The organism is Paenibacillus nuruki (assembly GCF_001721045.1).
In the GTDB taxonomy this organism is placed as follows: Bacteria; Bacillota; Bacilli; order Paenibacillales; family Paenibacillaceae; genus Saccharibacillus; species Saccharibacillus nuruki.
Genome location: NZ_MDER01000084.1, coordinates 1 through 17,757, shown reverse-complemented (window position 1 = coordinate 17,757; position 17,757 = coordinate 1). Strand labels below are relative to the sequence as shown.

The 17,757-nt window shown below is 34.8% G+C and carries 16 protein-coding genes; all 16 read right to left on the bottom strand.

Translation table 11 applies throughout. The features are described 5' to 3' along the window. Positions 1-92: 92 nt before the first annotated feature. Positions 93-1,223, bottom strand: a complete 1,131-nt coding sequence (locus PTI45_RS20070; protein WP_069329367.1) for a GGDEF domain-containing protein — start codon at positions 1,221-1,223, stop codon at positions 93-95. Positions 1,224-1,241: 18 nt separating this feature from the next. Beyond that, a complete protein-coding gene (locus PTI45_RS20065; RefSeq protein ID WP_175425236.1) occupies positions 1,242-1,643 on the bottom strand; it encodes a hypothetical protein in 402 nt (133 codons plus the stop codon). A 107-nt stretch (positions 1,644-1,750) separates the two neighbouring features. Beyond that, the gene (locus tag PTI45_RS20060) at positions 1,751-3,364 is read right to left on the bottom strand and encodes a stalk domain-containing protein (RefSeq protein ID WP_069329365.1); all 1,614 of its coding nucleotides are present in this window, start codon (positions 3,362-3,364) and stop codon (positions 1,751-1,753) included. Positions 3,365-4,012: 648 nt separating this feature from the next. Beyond that, positions 4,013-4,240 (bottom strand): hypothetical protein, encoded by a 228-nt coding sequence (locus PTI45_RS20050; protein WP_069329363.1) that lies wholly within the window; start codon positions 4,238-4,240, stop codon positions 4,013-4,015. 142 nt (positions 4,241-4,382) lie between these two features. Continuing rightward, positions 4,383-5,705 (bottom strand): protein kinase domain-containing protein, encoded by a 1,323-nt coding sequence (locus PTI45_RS20045; RefSeq protein WP_069329362.1) that lies wholly within the window; start codon positions 5,703-5,705, stop codon positions 4,383-4,385. Positions 5,706-5,873: 168 nt separating this feature from the next. Then, positions 5,874-6,935 carry a hypothetical protein gene (locus PTI45_RS20040; RefSeq protein ID WP_069329361.1) on the bottom strand — a complete coding sequence of 354 codons (1,062 nt, stop codon included), beginning with the start codon at positions 6,933-6,935 and terminating at the stop codon, positions 5,874-5,876. A 183-nt stretch (positions 6,936-7,118) separates the two neighbouring features. Continuing rightward, entirely contained in the window at positions 7,119-10,511 is a 3,393-nt protein-coding gene (locus tag PTI45_RS20035) for a DUF5704 domain-containing protein (protein ID WP_069329360.1), read from the bottom strand. Between the two features lies 1 nt (position 10,512). Next, the gene (locus tag PTI45_RS20030; RefSeq protein ID WP_069329359.1) at positions 10,513-11,460 is read right to left on the bottom strand and encodes a copper amine oxidase N-terminal domain-containing protein; all 948 of its coding nucleotides are present in this window, start codon (positions 11,458-11,460) and stop codon (positions 10,513-10,515) included. 123 nt (positions 11,461-11,583) lie between these two features. Then, on the bottom strand, positions 11,584-12,573 hold the full coding sequence (locus tag PTI45_RS20025; RefSeq protein WP_069329358.1) for a hypothetical protein: 990 nt from the start codon (positions 12,571-12,573) through the stop codon (positions 11,584-11,586). After that, positions 12,560-12,796 (bottom strand): hypothetical protein, encoded by a 237-nt coding sequence (locus tag PTI45_RS23810; protein WP_175425235.1) that lies wholly within the window; start codon positions 12,794-12,796, stop codon positions 12,560-12,562. Before PTI45_RS23810 ends, PTI45_RS20025 begins: the two co-directional genes overlap by 14 nt. Before the next feature lie 53 nt (positions 12,797-12,849). Next, positions 12,850-13,968 carry an RNA-guided endonuclease TnpB family protein gene (locus PTI45_RS20020; protein WP_069329357.1) on the bottom strand — a complete coding sequence of 373 codons (1,119 nt, stop codon included), beginning with the start codon at positions 13,966-13,968 and terminating at the stop codon, positions 12,850-12,852. Positions 13,969-13,993: 25 nt separating this feature from the next. Continuing rightward, the gene (gene tnpA, locus PTI45_RS23805) at positions 13,994-14,395 is read right to left on the bottom strand and encodes an IS200/IS605 family transposase (protein ID WP_083243639.1); all 402 of its coding nucleotides are present in this window, start codon (positions 14,393-14,395) and stop codon (positions 13,994-13,996) included. A gap of 499 nt (positions 14,396-14,894) precedes the next feature. Further along, positions 14,895-15,251: a hypothetical protein gene (locus PTI45_RS24270; RefSeq protein WP_069329356.1), complete on the bottom strand. Its 357-nt coding sequence runs from the start codon at positions 15,249-15,251 to the stop codon at positions 14,895-14,897. Between the two features lie 10 nt (positions 15,252-15,261). Continuing rightward, entirely contained in the window at positions 15,262-15,648 is a 387-nt protein-coding gene (locus PTI45_RS20010; protein WP_069329355.1) for a hypothetical protein, read from the bottom strand. Positions 15,649-15,708: 60 nt separating this feature from the next. Further along, positions 15,709-16,185, bottom strand: coding sequence for an ABC transporter permease (locus tag PTI45_RS20005; RefSeq protein WP_069329354.1), 477 nt, complete (start codon positions 16,183-16,185; stop codon positions 15,709-15,711). Between the two features lie 13 nt (positions 16,186-16,198). Continuing rightward, on the bottom strand, positions 16,199-17,757 hold a 1,559-nt coding region (locus PTI45_RS24265; RefSeq protein ID WP_069329353.1), incomplete at its 5' end, for a hypothetical protein.

The following is a 17,757-nucleotide window of genomic DNA, read 5'->3' as shown; positions in this document are numbered from 1 at the left end:
TTACAGTTAATAGTATATTCAATTTTATGCGATGATAAAAAAAAAGACAACCAATAGGTTGTCAGTATTACAAATCTTAAAGTTTATATTTTTTATACAATTATTTTCTCATTGTTTTTATCTTCGAGAATATTTAAAAGTGGTGAGTAGCCTACTACTTTATTTTTACCTGTTTTTTTAGCAGAATACATGGCTTCATCTGCATGTTTAATAAGATTATCTGGAGTGTCTTCAGAATCATAATTTTTGTAACCTACACTTAATGTAACGATGGTCTCTTTTTCAACGCGTTGTAGAATCCTTTGTGCAAGTATTTCTGTGGATATAGAGTTGTCATATACTAACGCTACGATCTCTTCTCCACCGTATCGAGCAGCTATACCTATGTCTTTAGTTTCTTCTATAAAAATGGAGGCAACATGTTTTAAAGCTTCATCCCCCATCTCATGACCTTGCGTGTCATTTAACTTTTTGAAATTATCAATATCAGCAAAAATAATATCAATGGGTTGAGAATTGCCTAAACACTGATGAATATAGCGCATAAACATTCTTCGATTATATAGTCCTGTTAGAGGATCTGTTATAGACGACATATAAGAACCTTCTATTAAATGTAGAGAGTAAGACATAATGATCATAAAAAATAAAGAGTAACTAGCAACGGCAACTAGCAAACCTATAAAAGCTACAATAGGATTCGTGTATTGTACAATATCATTTATTAATAAAGACAACGTAAATAGTCCCGAACTTGCAATTAAGCTCTGAATTGAAGCGTACTGCTTGTAATTTTTGTATAGTAGCCATGTAAGAGCTGTAATACAAAGTATTGCTGATAAGCGTATAGAAAAAACACCTACGGCAAACACGATCGCTGATGATGAGAAGTAGTATATCTTATCCTTTATCATAGGGATATTGTTGAATCTGAAGAAACCATACAGAATTAAAAGAAATAACATTTGTTGAGAAGAGTGAATAAGCGTATGAAGTAAAGCTCCTTTTATATTGAAAACCAGTAGTATGAATGCTGTTAAAAAAAGCATACTGTTTACAATAGAATGAGCTAACATGATTCTAGAAAATACAGAATACGGTTTTCTTTTTCTTGATAGATACAGCTGAAGTGTTGCTACAGTCATAACTAAAAGAATAGGCGTACAAATAAGTAAATAAATAAAGTCTCCTGATAAGCCTTTTAAAAATTGAAACTGTTCCATTTAGACTATACTCCTTTACTACTGATAAAATTTATTGAACCAGCTCTTATGCCAATCCAACGGATTCATAAGATAGCTTAACCAAGAGAAAATCACTCCTTTTTCTTCAGCTTCATTTTCTTTCGGTTTTACAAAGGCTTGTCTAACCATTGGATACAATACAGCACACCATATGACTGATCCGGTTAGTAAAAATTTGACCATTCCTCCGGGAGTATTTAATACATAATTCCAGTTTGGATATTCCTGATCTAAATCTTTGGCTTTAGCCCAAAAGAAAAAAACAGTATATATCATTAGTCCAAAAACAAAATAAAAGACAGGTACAACAAACTGTAAACGGAAAATATATAGTAGAAAAAAAATAAGTAAACCCAAACAAATCTTGCTTAAACGTGGCATAATTCCCTCACTTTTCAAAACAAAAAGCACGCAAACAACCCTAATAGGGTGTTCGCGTGCTTCGCGTTATGGTTTATTTAATTGGTAGCATAATTATACAATATAATGTAGATACTTTAAAGAAGTTATTGTGTCAGTGCTTTCTTGGCTAATTGTAAGGATTGATTGGCTTGTTTTAATTTTACCGTTGCCTTGGTCAAAGATTCGATAATATCTTTTTGCTTTACAATGGTGGTCCAATCCGTTGAAGCCAGCGACTTGGCAGAAACTAATAAAGAATCTATATTCAATAAATCCTGTAACTGTTCTGGATGGATTAGCGAATCTTTAATACGAATAGCATACTGTTCAATAGCTACTGAAAACTCTTTGTTTGGTAACGTTTGAGCAAGCTCAGTAGTATGCTTAGATTGAGATGCTGCTACCTTAATATTCTTGGTATATGATTTTAGCGGTTCTGATATTAAGTCTACCTTTTGAATCAGTGCCTTACTAGCTTCGATCGATAACAATTGATTCGTATCACCTTCAGCTGGAAGCATCTTTAAATCTTGAAGTAACAACAATCCTTGATCAGGGTTAATATCAAGAGCATCGCTTATGATTTGAACAGACGTGGATAGAGTTACTGGTTCCTTAGAGTTAATAAATGCTTCAGTAATCGTGATTCCTTTCTCAATCGCTAGCTTGGTTGTTTTTTGTACCTTCTCGTCTTGGCTTAGATCATAAAAAGATTTTGCTAAAAATACAGCTTTAGTTTCAGGAAAAATTGCCATGATCAAAAGTCTTGTCATCTCATCTTGCGAAACATATTTTTTAGCAGCTGATGAATCTGTGATCAAAGCAGGTAGATTTGATTCTTCTAGCATGCTGGTGATCGCTGTATCAGTATTATTGGTGTTCCAGAGCCCCATACTTTCGTTTTTAGCCATTCCTTCTAATTCAGTATATAAAGAAGACCACCGTGTATTAGGAGCAATAGTCATCGCTCTAGCGTAGCCCTTAGATACTAAATCCGCATTAAATAGTAAGCCATTTTCAAGAAACACATAAGCTAAAGTTCGTCCATAGATATCATTCGATTGGTCTGTGCTGATATATACCGTTTGGTGACTAAGAATTGACTTTGTATATGCAGATGCTTCAGGGCCGTAATTTTGTACCGGTGTATTTGCTTTGACTGTTTCCGGAGTATCTACTCCAATTAAGCGAATAACGGCTCGTTCTCCCTTTTGCTTACCTGAAGTATAAACACCTTCAAACGTATCCCCGTCTCTAATGTGATCGATCTTCAAAGATTGCGTCGGGAATGAGTTAATTGTAACTGTATGTGCTGTAGGTAACCAACTAACCTGCGACCCAAAAGACTCACTAACAAAACGAAGTGGAACATAAAGTGTATTGTTAATTACTTTAGGAGATACTTTCATAGATATGTTCTGACCATTTTTTAAAGCAGTGTATTTCCCTACTGTCACTTTAATTTGGGTTTTATCTTTGCTAGCCGTGACAGTATCTGTAGCATTATCCCATTTTACAGATGCTCCAAATTGCTCAAAAATAGATCTCATTGGAATCAGAGTACTACCATTAATAACAGTGGGTTTTTGTGCCATGCTTAAATCCTTACCATCAAAATATACCGATATTGGTGTTTGTTGCGCTGCATAACTCTGGCAAGACGAAATTAAAGTACATACGGATAAAGCACAAGCAGAAATAATAAGTTTGAATTTCATATTCATTCTCTCCTCAAAAAAAGAACGCGCTAGTCCCCTTAAAGGATTAGCGCGTTCTTCGTCGCATTAGTATTAGATTAATTTGATTTTATCATAAATAAATCAGATGTGTACTTGAAAATATAAAAAGCTTGATCAAAGCACTGCTTTTCTCTTTTTTTCTTTATGCAACTCTATACGATATTCGATGTAGCTGTAACATATAGCTATTGTGATGACCAAAAAAGCTGCTTGCCATGCCCAGGTTAATAGATCGTGGTTAGTAATACTGTTCATTATGTTCTCCTTTAAATTTTTGGCGCTGGATCTCATCCATATCCTTTTGGTTTAGAAAGCGGAACATAATCGGGTGATAGCCACATTCCCGAATCAATTCCTTATCTAATACATAGTAGTTATATTTAGTTGAAATAATTCTGTGATTTTTCTGTTCAAGTTGCATCAAAATGTTCTTATACTTGTGTGCTACCTGTCGAATCATTAATCTACAAAACAGATACAAGGATGCTAAAAAAAGAAAACTTAGCAACAATAAATTGCGTTTTTCACTCCAAGAAGGGGAATCTATACCAATGAAAATGCTGAATTCATGAAAAAAGTGAACACCTAAGTATATGGTGATTATCAATGAAAAAATCCGTATAATCATTAACTACTTTTCAATCCAATAGATTCTAATTCATTGGAATTCATACCTAATCGATGTCTTGCTACATTGAAAGCGTGATGAGGGATAACTCCTTTAATTTCTTCCTCTAGCTCTTCAAATAGTTCTTTTCCTTTTAACTTATCTAACATATTAACACTCGTCAGTAGACTCAATAATTCTATTTGTTTTTTCATCAAAATTGCTTGGGATAATTTGCGATTACTCATTTTGTGACACCCTCTATTTTGTATTTAACAACTTTGTTTCTACCTTATATATAACAGTAAAAAAGAACCTCTGCAAATAATTAGGTATATCATTTTATTTTCAAATAAGATGGATTGTATGATTTATTAAAAAAGATATTTATTAATAAATCGCATTCATTGATACTGAATCTAACTCTTCAATAAATTGATCTACAAGATTATAATCAATTTTTCCATTTTTATCATAGTAATTTAGTATATGGTCTGTATTAAAGCTATGAATCTCTTTATCCATACCAACAAGAGCTGTAACAAATTTAGATTCTGCTTCTGTGTATTCAACAAAAATCCTTATTGCAGGAAAGCTTTCATTTCTAAAGTGTTTGAGTATTGGTGAAATGTAATATTTCTTTGTAAAAGAATATTCTAATTGCCTTTTTATATACTTTAAAATATTCATTTCTTCTGGATCTTCTTCAAATTTAAATTCTTGGCTTACTTGAGAACTATGCAATTCAATTATTTCGCGCGTATCTATAATGCTATTAGCAGTATTACGAAAGTGTCGACCATCTTCAGATGCCTCTTCTAGTTTTTTCAATTCTTCAAATGTCAAAAGTTTTTGTCTGTGCACTAATTCCTCTTTATATTTTTTTAACAGATCTAAAAATTCTCTAATGTTAAGCCTATCTTCTGGATTATAAGAAGTAGCTTTCTCAAGAATAGAATGTAAGCTACCAGTCGGCATTCTTTCACAATACGAAGAGATGGAAAGTCTCTTATCTGTTCGATTGTAAGAGCCTTCAAAGCCATCGGCCTCCTCTTTAGTGATTAACATCCACAATGTTTTTGCTAGAGACCATACATCTGCTGGTCTTGCATCTTCTATCTGACCAGCACGTCTCATTTCTGGTGCGATTGTAGCATAATTTCCGACTCTTTCATTTTTTGCTGTTAATTTATGATCTTCTGAATCAGGGTAAGAAACTAGGCCAAAGTCTCCAAAAGCCCAATTATCTTCATAATAATAGAGATTACTTGGCTTAATATCTCTATGAACGATTTTATGGCTATGCAGTTCTTCTAAAGTTTCTGCCAAAGAAATCACACAGTCAATAATAACTTTTAAGTCATCCCAGTTTTTTAATTTCTGAAAAATGGGCTCAGCCAAATCCATAACATACCATAATTCGGTTCCATTGAGGTCTTTAGTATAGATAAAATCTCTGCTTATTTTTTCAGGAATAAATTTGTAACGTATGGGAATTATTCCTTTTATTTTATTTTGATAATTTTCTACAACTTTAATTTCATTTAAAAAACGCTTCACTTTTTTAGCATCTTTAGCTGAATTTATTTTTATAGTTTTTAATGCATATTTTTTCCCCATTTTATCTTCAGCTAAAAATACATTTGCATTTCCTCCAGAAGCATATTTAAAATCTTTCACTTCATATGGATCATATTTATTGTTTGTATTCATAATTGATCTCCTCTTCATTGTTAGAAAGTTATTATTATATTTGGTTTTTTTTACCTTCTTAGTATATATTTAAGCATAATTATTTAATAGTCAAACAGTTTATTTATAAGTTCGACTTTAACGAGTCACATAAAAGGAACCCCTGCTCAGTTTCAGGGGTTCCTTTAATCAATCTATTCTCTTATCTTCAAACGAATCCCAAAACTCAAATGTATTAGGATTCATTTTAAGTGCAATAACTCCATCTTCAGTATTTGAGGTTATATCATCAATCCATAGTCCAGAGAATTTTTGATATTCATCCCAATCCTTAATTAAATTCGGATCTATACTTTCTCGATTTGATTGATTGTGTGTAAGATCGTAGTCAGAATCTTTGGTTTGAAATAATAATTTGTAACGAAAAGCTAATTCAGGTACTGGAAATAGCATTTCAGTAGAAAGAACTAAAGTTAATGTAGTGGTAATAGAGAGTTGTTTCAGTAAAGATATACAGTCGTAAACGATTTTGCCTACCATCGGATCTACATCAATGCTCAATAATTGTTTAGGAATTTCAGCAATCACGAGATACTGCTGCGGATCATCTTCTTGGCAGGTGAGTGAAAATAATGACCAAGTAGCGATAAGCAGAGATATCGTTTGTTCATAAATCGACGCGTCTGGATCAATAAAGTACTTATGACCTTCATTATTAGTATGAATCCAATCGACTTCTAAAATATTTTTTGTGGCTGAAATGAGTTTAGCTTTGTGTATATTGTCATCATTAATAGCATCAATCGCTCTCATATAACCAGCTAGAGGTCCTTCAAGATTAGCTTTATACCGGACAGAAGGTAATAATGTTTCACGATCTGCATTGATGCTTTTCAAAATCAAATTATAGTATGAACTTGAAAAAAAGATTCTGTTTTTGATAAAAAGATCTCGATCGGCAATAAATTCAGGAGGATCAGAAAACCCTTCTAACCAATCAATAGCATTTATTGTACTCTTTTCTCCTGGTTGAGGCTTGCCTACAGTAATACTATAAACAGCTTTATCATCTCGTTTTGTGATTGCCTGTTGGAGTTGCTGAACTATTTGATGTCTTGGAGATAATTCATGGTGTCCAATGATAGCCAGATCAGCATGATGCTCATGATACCAAGCCCAAGCCATTTCTCCACCACCGTAATAATAATTGCCAAGTATCAATGGTTTGTTGATCGATGTAGTATGTTCCATTATAAGCTCCTTTATCTAATTAGTTAGCTCTAAACATTGTAAAAAACAAAAAAAGCACAGTCTCCCCTATGTGGGTTGACGGTGCTTCCGTACAAAGTTATTCGTTTAGAAAAGTATATTCGATATCTGCTAAAAAGAAAAGAAGTGTAGCATTCATATTGGAGCAACTACACTTCTTTCAAATTAATGTGTCCCTTTGCTCGCAAAATCATCGTATGATGAAAGATCTGTATCGTAGAAAATCACATCACCATCTTTGACCGAGTATTTCACATTATACGGATCAGTGACAATTCGGTCTCTTTCCCCGTCTGTGCCATCGTAGCCTTCCATATCCCACCACTGGTTATTCAATGGACTATGGATATACTGAAGATGTGGAGCATCTACGTTAGCTTCTACAATAGATTCGATATCAAAGTTAACAACGATGAAACCCTTTTTCAAAAACACGTCTGATTTTTCATCTAATGTGTTAGATCGACCATACTTCGCAAGATCTGTTCCTTTTGGAACCGCATAGACTTGCGCAGGTAAGCTATACTCCCCATACCATTGTTGAACACTTGCATTCACTCTAGCAGGCGAAGCAGAAGCACTCTCTGGTCTTGAGAAAGTATTAATAAATGTTCGCAATGGAGAAGAAAGAAGCTGGATATCATAGCCACCAGTGTAGGTGGATTGATTCGCTCGTTTTTTATAGCTAGTGATGTACTCTTCCTTGGTCAGAGACCAATTTTGAGAAAGATCATAAATAGAAGAAGCTGTATTTTTGATATCGTCAGAAGGTACATTTCGTAATCGGTTATTGAGGATGACGGTTCTTCTTTCCGTATCGCTACTCGATCCTATTTTAATGAATTTTTTATCATCTGTATGATAGTACAGATCGACTTCGACCCGTTTTGGAGATGTTGATGCACTTTTATCTTCATACACAAACGTTGGAGTGATTCGAATAGCGTCCTTATCTCCAAACATATTTCCTTTAGTTTTTAAATCAAACTTAAAGTGATAACCTGTTTTTACTGCAACATTCTTATAGTTTGATAATGGATGGCTACCTCTCATGATGGGTAGTACGTAAGGTGAATGATTACCTCTTGGATCGCCATCAATACCTTTTGTTCCTACCCAAAAAGAATTGCCTGTAGGTTGACTGCTACCTTTAGCTTTTCTAAATACGGTTTCCCAATTGAAGTCTGCAATATCTGTAACATGGAAATCATAGATACGACCGATAATTTCAACATCTACTGTATCACTTGCCACATGATTAACAAGATCTGTATTCGCATCTTGTTGTGCCGTGAAACTAGTAGGTGCGTTCTCTGCAATGTTTCTGAAGTATACCGTATAGTTTCCTTCATCGATCCAGACAGGTAGATTGAATACTGTATCTAGTTGAGCTACAGGAACATCGATCCAGGTGTTTTTTGGATAGAAGTTTTTACTGTCTTTGGAGTACACATCAAATGGGAATAGTACTTGTTTAGTTTTGAAATACTTGGCATAATCACGACTGCCATATCCAGGATAAGAAGACCCGTTCAGATGTGCTCCTGAAGTTGGAATTCGAACAGTAAATGGACGATCAAGAATTAATGCCATTCGATTACTTGGTGTCGTTTTTTGATTGTGTACCTTATCATCAGAAACACTAGAATAGTCTGTAACAGGGGTATGAACAGTCACCGAATTAATACCAGTAATCGGGAAGTTCTTATCTCCTGATCCCTCTACATTCTCTTTAAGCATTGCGTAGTAAATTGTTCCGCTTGAAGCAGTATTCGCTTTGTTTACCAGCTTGCTACTAATCAGTTGAGAACCTTTATAAAGTACTTTTTCAGCAGAATCTTTATAGGAACGGATTTTTGTAGGATCAGGAATAGCAGAAGGAACCGGTGCAACTTTGGTCTTCCAATCTCCATTCATAACCATAGTATCTTTTCCTTTGAAAGAAAACTGAATAGTATCATTTCTTACTTCAGCATCATCTGTATTGCCTTCTGCAATACGTTTTAATTTCGATTCATCGTTCGGTACTCTTGGACGACCTTGTTTACCACCATCTAATGTTGGTGGGCTGTATTTCACTGGAACATCACCATCTGGTTTAACATGGTCTTCGACTTTATCGCTGTGTTCTTGCTTCAAGCTAGGTGGAGTATAACCAGTTGTAGGTATGGAGACTTTTCCACCGGGCAGAGCGTAGTTAGACATTGTCGCTTTATCCAAACCGAGTACTTCGAGTACTTTAATTTTCCAGTAATCATAGTCTCTTGTATACGAAAAATTGTATGTCTTGGTATCTGTATCTGATTTAGAAACCCAACGTTCATTATCTCCACTTCCGCGTTTTTCTTTCCACTTAAGCTTATACACTACTTTGACTTTGCATTTGTATTCTACTTGTCCATCCATGTTATCAAAGGCATGCTGGAACAAATAATTATAGCCCCATGCATTCGCATATAAATTCTCAGAAGTCGGTATTGCTCTTGTTGCGTCAAAGTGGCGATCATTAGTATTGTCATCTGCTAAAATATGACCTTGAGCTTGTGGATCTAGCAGTGATTTATTGGTTGTCGTTTTCACAGAGGGTGGTAATATTGTATATTCACAAAGACTCTCTTCTTTTGGAGGCTCTGGAGGTACCGTACACTCTTCTGCATCAGGATCAAGCTCACATGGGTCTGTAGTTGCAAGATCATAATATTGATAAGCAATATAGGTTTCAAAAGAACCCGTGTATTTGAATTTAGGTGGATCGCCTGTCAGAATTTCACCTGTAGGGTCTTCACCGGTGGTACTCTTTTTATAGCCGATATACTTGTACTTTTCATTTTCTGGATGAGTAAGATCGTACTCAGTACCTGGCTTCATCTCTTCTACACGAGGAGGGAAAACATCATTGAGGGATTTACCATCTTTAGTTTTGTAATAAACATTTAATTCTGAATCCAGTTCGATTGTAAATAATACTGGAGCATAAATACGATAGCCTTTAACCCCATCGTTACAGCGACTTCCACAGTTTTTTGTAATGTCCTCTGTTAAACCAGAATCAGTATCTAACTTCATTTTAATTTTAAAAGGAATTGAGGCAGTATCTGTCCCGATCCCTGAAGAGGTAAATGAAGTTGTGTTATCTTTGCCACCATTAGATACAATATATTCATAATGTTTCCAAGAATCAGTACGCGATGCATCAAAATACACTAAATTCTGAGTAGTAGGTTCAAATTGTTCAGCAGTTATACTTTTTATTTTGCGATTGGGAAACTTAAAAATATAGTCCTGCATAGCTTCCCCGTACATTCCTTTTTGAGGTTCTTTCCCTAAATCCCATGTTGTACCTTTCCACATATCGAAGTACATCATACCAACAAAGTAACGATAGTTTGCATCTGTTGCATTAGCTTCTTTATTTTTATAAAAGCTAACAGGTGTAACAGCACTATTTGATTCAGCAGCGAAAGAATTGTTTGCTGGAAATACTAAAGTTGGTATTAAAAATATAATTAGTAAAATTACAGAAACAAAAGCGCGATATTTAAATAAAATGAAAGCCATATTAGTTTCTCCAAGGATTAGTTATAAGAACCAAGTTAGTGTTAGAAGCATCAAGCAAGTTAATATATTTAATATCTTTTATAGTAAGACGTTTTTTATCAACAATACCACTTAAATCTAAGTCAGCTCTTGTATAAACATCATAAAAATTGTACTCTGTGCCATCAGCATTTTTTTTAGTCATAGATTCTCTTGGCATACGATAACGAGCGTCTCCTTTTTCTGTAAGGAATATAATATTATTAGCACTTCCAGTAGAACGAACTTTTAAATACTCTACTCCACCTTCACTGTAAGGTTCCATACTGTAAATAGAGACATCATCAATAGTTGTTGCTGGCAAATCACTAAATTTGACGTTAACAGCACCAGTATATGGAGTTTTTCCATGACTTTTCAAAAAATAAAAATTGTTTTTCATCGAAGCAAAATACGTTCTGTAAGGTTCAAGCGATTGTGTTTTTAGATTCAACTCATCAATTGTTGGCGTTTTTTTACTACCGATCCAAACCCACTTACCAATTTGATCCCAATTGACTGTTTGTCCAAGTCCTTCACTTACCAGACGTAACGGTACAAAAGTGCGGCTTTGCTTCAAAATAATTTTGCTATCGTAGGTTTTACTTTCACCATCTACTACTGCTGTAGCTGAACCGACTGTCATAGATACACTATGCTTGTCTGTTTTCAATGTAACCACTTGTTTGCCAGCAGATTTACTCCATCCCACTTTAGCTCCAAGTTTTTCCGAAACAAATCGGATTGGAACCATAACTGCGCTGTTATCATCTTGAAATGGTTTTGCATCAGGAAAAGTCATTTTGCGAGCATCTAATAGTACTTCGACTTGTTGTTTGCTAGTCGTTGCAGCATTTGCCGTATGAACAACTGAAGGAACTCCAGCGAATAAAATGGTTGCAGCGAGTAAAGAGACGATTTGTTTTTTCATGATATATTCCCTCCAAAGGTTTGATTGCTATATTCACTTCAGGATATGTAGTTCTTGATTCAAAGATAGGCGCTTTGATCAAAACGTGCAAAATTTTACACACCCTATTTTATCGGATTAATGTTAGTTTTTATAACCGATTGAGCAGTTCAACGGAATGTATCCGCTTTGAGCAGCATCTTTACCAGATGTAAAAACTTCTTCTGTTGAAAAATTAGTTTTGCAAGAGTCAGCAGGATAGTAATATTTTCTTCCGTTTGCTGTGATTCCGTTATAAATATCCTTTTTCACAATACGAGCTCCCCCCAACGCATAGTTGTTGTAGTATTCAGTTCCTACAGGAATACCCTGTACAAAAGCTAAAACACCAGCATCGTTAATCGTATTATTCCAATCCTCTTGAGAAATTTGAGGAATCGTAAAAGTATAAGAAATGCCATACTTTTTAGAAATGGTATTGTACTGATTAATGGCATATCCCAAATCATTTTGTATGGCATTTACGATAGTAGATCGTCTAACTTGATCAAAAATTTGAGGATCATTTAGAAAAGATACTGAAGCTTCATTTTTAATTTCCTCTCTAAATCCCTCAAACCATTGACGATTAGAACTTCTATTTACAGTAACATAATCATCTAAAGTGAAATTAAAAGTATTTCCATATTGGTCTGCATAAGCATACGGTTTTTTAGGACTCCATACATGTTTTAATTTTTTCTGCCCGGTATTATCTGTATATTCCTCATAGGTATAAACAAAATATCCATCATACCCGACCACCACTAGAACCGGTACATAACTATCTACTACTCCTTGTCCCGTTAGGTCGTGATCCACACCAAAATTCAAATACATTGTTTTAAAAAAAGTAGCTACAGCTTGTTCCTTATTGATACGTACCTTTTTAGAAGATTGGTACTGAGATTCAAGCGGTTGGCTGGCATTGGTGATCATTGCTTTGGCTGCATCTTGTGTAGCAGTATCAATCGCTCGGTTGTATTTTGTCTCAACTATCATATTCTTTTGATTGGTATCAATATCGATCTGATTCTTGATAAAGAATCCTAAGAGGATAGCTACAACAAAAAGCGAAAAACTAGTAATCTTCATTTAAAATCATCCCCCCGTAAGGAACAATTATTTTTCCATTAGGGCTGTCTCCAGTATTGTAAAGAAGATCACTCATAAGCGTAGCCATTGTTCGATTCGTATTTTTTACAGTGATACTAAAAAAGTCACCTACTGCCAACTTGTATATTCGTGCCGGATCAGTTGGATCATTATTGCCTGCTGGAAATAACTTTGCATTGATTTGAGAATTCTGACACTCCACACGACTAAAGTCGTGGGGTTCTTAGATAATAGTACCTACCAGCACTAAATTTCCTAAGCTAACCCCGAAAGTCCTTCGGTTTTAATATTTATGCTTGCATTAATATCTCTGTCGTGAATTGATCCACAATTCGAACACAACCATTCACGAATATGGAGTTCTTTTTTACCATCATTGTGACCGCAAGAAGAACAAATTTGTGAACTTGGAAAAAATCGGTCAATTTTAATTAAGATACGACCTTTCCAATTCGATTTATATTCGAGTTGACGAACAAACTCACTCCAAGATACATCTGAAATGGACTTCGCTAATGTATGATTTTTAACCAGTCCTTTGACATTCAAGTCTTCAATACAAACGATTTGGTTCTCGTCAGTTAGTTTTGAAGAAAGTTGATGTAAAAAGTCAGAACGTTGGTTTGAAATCTTCTCATGGATACGTGCTACTTTGACTTTCTGCTTTTGGTAGTTTCTACACTCATCTAATTTTCGATTGTGTTTTTTCGCTACTTCTAAACGTTTAGAAAGTTTCCGTTGTTCACGTATTAAACGTTGTTCAAGAGAACGATAAAATTGGTGGTTATCGATCTTTTTTCCTGCGGACGTGATACAGAAATGTGTTAAGCCTAAATCTAATCCAATGACTTCCGTTATAGGGGCTTTTTGAAAATTCTCTGCGTCGACTAAAAAGGTCGCAAAGTATTTCCCTGATTTGGATTGGCTGATCGTCACGTTCATGAGTTTCCCCTTAAATCGTAGTTCTTCTGCCATGTTGACCCAACCTACTTTGGAAACATAGAAATAGCGACCACTGAGTTTCATGCCTACGGCAGTTCGATAGGATTTCTTTGAGTATTTTTTACTCTTAAATGTAGGAAATCCAAACTTAGAATTGAATGTATTTTTATAGGCTTTATTCAAATCCATATTCACTTGGCTCAAGGGTTGTGCTTCCACTTCCTTTAACCAAGAAAATTCTTCCTGCTTTTTCAATCCTGCATAGGTCGTTTTATCTTCTTGGTAATGTTCATTTTCCTTTTTCATCTTGTAGTTGGTGATTCGTTGGTCGAGTAAAAAATTCCAGTAGAATCGAACACAACCAAAGGTTTTTTGAAATTGGGTTTCTTGACGAACATTCGGATAGATTCTGATTTTATGTGCTTTTTTCATTTCTGTACACCTCCTTAACGTAAACTCAATATCTTGTTCTTTGATTTTCCACATACCGTTTAATAGTTTCACTAGAAACATTACCAGCTGTTGAAACAAAGTAAGACCGTGTCCAAACACTTGGCATTTTGCTCAAATGTTCGAACGTTTGTCGAAGTTCTCTTGATGTTTTTCCTTTAATCACCTTCATGACATCTGCTGGTGAATAGGTGGGTTGAACATTTACAAAAAGATGACAATGATCTTTGTCTGTTTCTAGGGTAATGATCTCCCATTCATTCTCTTTACAAATTGAATGAACAAGTGATTTAAAACTAGCGTCTACTTCGGAATGAACAAATATTTTCCGACGGTATCTAGAACAAAAAACAAAATGATAGTTGAGTAACGATACAGTTGTTTTTGAATGTCTGTATTCATTATCCATGAGTTTATTATATATCAATAGTGTACGAAGTTCATATTTTTATACACAAATATTAAAACCTTTTCGACTTTATCATGTAGAGCTTTGTTCACGTAGATACGCTACTTTCTACGCAGTTCTCTGATGAACTTCTTACACTTTCATGCAAGCACAGACTATATCTTATCCGTTAGCATTACCCAGTACGGCGAAACCACTTCCACACGCTTGTGTGTACTTCCCTCAAGAGGAATAGTCGTTGAACCTTCCTATTTCTAGGCTTGGCTGCTGATTGTCGATTGATTGGACACTTAGGATTTAACCTTATGCCATCTAACGAATTTTTTCTGTTTTCACCACGTTCACGCTTGAGTTTTTTTATCTCTACGTTGTCGTTTCGTTAGCTTTACGAGTTCCCAGCAATTCAGTTTCTTTGTCGGACAGTACGAGATTTTGTATTGTCTCTAAATGCAAGTTTCCCTACATTCTTACAGTACATCTACGGGCTATCATTCCACCATTAAAATAGTGGGTTTTCTCGCCCGCAAATTCTATAAAAAGCTTCATCATTGACTTGAAAATCGTTTTTGAAGTTACCGTTATCATCATAGACAGGATCGTACTTCTTATGAAGATGTTCCATTTGAATATCATAAGTGTTACCTGTCAGAAATAATGTGTTTTCAAATTCCTGATACATATTTGGAGTCATATATCCCTTATCACGAACAGAATCCACAAATTTTGTTACTGCATTGAATACCACTATCTCAGATGTATCATCTTGATTACTAAATGCCGAGGCTATGGGCCATACAAAAAGAAGCAAGATCGCAATAAAAGCCGAGAATATTTTTAGAGGCGTATTAACTAACATAAATTTCTCCTTAACTGAACTTCAACAGAGTTAGTTTTCCTGAAGAATCTCTAACATAAGTAGGAGTATATTTTTTAGTAAGACTTATGCCGGAAACATCGACAGCCATAGGGTCAATATTTTTTGAAAAGGTGGTACCATCCACTACAATATCAATTTGTCCTTCATTGATTTGGAAGATACTCTGCCTTACCTCTGCTCCAGTGTAAGTATCATTATCTTCGATAATAAGAGTGGAATGCATATTTTTATCTAATTCATTATTCATGCTGTAAGCAACTTTGTTCATTTTTGCTGTATTGTCAAAAACGTTATAGCCGGTGATTACACTTGCGCAGAATATAGTGGCTGTAATACTTAAAAACATTGCTTCTTTAGCGTTATCTACTAATCCCATATATCTAATTCCTTTCAAAAATGAAGGAATGGATTGCTCCATTCCTTATCTTTAGTTGAATTAATTTTGTTCAAATACGATAGCGCGTATTACGTTGCTTTTATCTCGAATAATTTCAGAATGGAAGGTGCCGGATGGATTGATATAATTACTAGATGATTGATCTTGAGCAGAGGTTAATGCTCCAGCTGGTTTACCTGTTTCGACAGATCCATATTGATCGCTACTTGTAGAAGTGTTTACGGTAGTAAAATACCAAACTCCACTTGGATTTTTACCTGTTTTCACTTGAATTCCAAACTGTTCGTCTGTTTGATATTTACGAAGTGAATTTAGTACTTGGCTTCCTGAAACTTTAGTATTGTCATAGACTGTGTAGCTAGTAGAAGAAAGTTCTGTTTGGATTTGAGCAAAGTTACTTTGAGCCGTTTTTGTAGCTTCTTGAGCACTCATAAATAAAATAACTACTATTGTAATTAAAGCGATGGTTAAAAAGATTCCAGCTGCTACTTTTAATGCCGTTGATGCGTTATTCATTTGTTTTTCCCCTTTAGTTTAGAGTATTCATTTGTTGGTAATAAGTTCCCATGTCCATATAACTCATATAGATGAATGGAAAGACAAGATACAAGAAAATTACAGCAGACATCGGTGCAAAACCAATCAATCGTCCCCATTCAGCTTTGGTTTGGATCATAACCTCATAAGCATGTTTTCTTTTTTCAAAGTTGTTCGTTCTTTCGCTTTCCAAGTTATCAAATGCTTGTATAATTGGAACCTTCTCTACTGAGTGGATCAACTTATCGATAAGTTGACTGAATGGCAAAAATGGAGCATCGATTTTAACTTGGTTTAAAGCAAGTTCAGCACCCGCTTCATAGTTCAGTACACACTTATGAAGAGGAGCTTTAAATATAGACGAGAAACGTTCCATCCATTCGACCATGATGTCTACAGACATACGATCAATTTCGCATAACATAGCAATGATGGTATGGAATTGTTCTACTTCATTTTGCATATCAATAGCTCTTAGTTTTTTCTGGAACAATAAAATCCATGAAGGAAAATAGTAACCCATCACTGCTACAGTTAAAGCGATAAGGAATTCATACCATTTAAAATATTCTGAATTGATATCATCTAACTTTTGCTGTATACGTTCTACAGTCGAAAAGTATAATTTACTATTCGATGCAATTTCCGGGTTATTCCGAACGAGTGTACCAATTTGGTCCGAAGCTTGTTCATTGTTCACCTCCTTCACCTGATTCAAAATTTGTGTATCCAAAGCCGTTGTTTCTTGAGCCACCTTCAATTCTTTATCTGATAATTTCCCAAACATTGAACTGCTTTGAGTAGGCAACTCTAAAATATTTTGGACGGTTAGATAATGAGTAGAAAAGAAAGAACTCATCATTATAATAAATAAGGCTACAGCTAGCAGAATACGATGTAGATAATGCCAGTCAAGCGGTATTCCAGCATTCGCATCCTTAAGTAGCGTATTGATCCGATAGTACTCACTCGTTCTTCGATTTGGAATAAAACGATCTACCACCCATTCTATGAAAGGAATAGTTAATAATTTTTGCTCCCATAGCACTTTTTTGACTTTAGCTTGATAGGTTCCTTCTTGTTCATCCTGAAGCTTTTTGAGAAGTACATAAGAGATTAAAATGACTGCGAAAATCGTTATTTTCAAAAAGAACCCTAGTTTGCTGTTATAGAATTCTTCCATACTTGGGAAATTGTTTTTGGCCCAAAGTTCGATAGGCGTTGTGAACAGAATAGGAACAATGCTGATAATGGTTAATCCCTTTAAAAAATAATTAAGTTTAGTTCGCTTTAATATTTCTAAATTAATTTCATTGCTTAATTTCTCTAAATTATTTAAATAGAGACTTCCTTTTTCAATGACTTTATCCCCGAATTCTTTCACTAAAAAAGAGATGCCAGCAAATGTTTTTAAAAATCGATTTGGTGCAGATTGATAATAGATTTCAAGTTCTTTTTCAGGATCAGAAGCTGAAAGAATTTCGTATACCTTTTGTGCATGTAAAGAAGCTTCATGCGTCGATGCTTCTGCTGCATCATGTAGAGCTATAT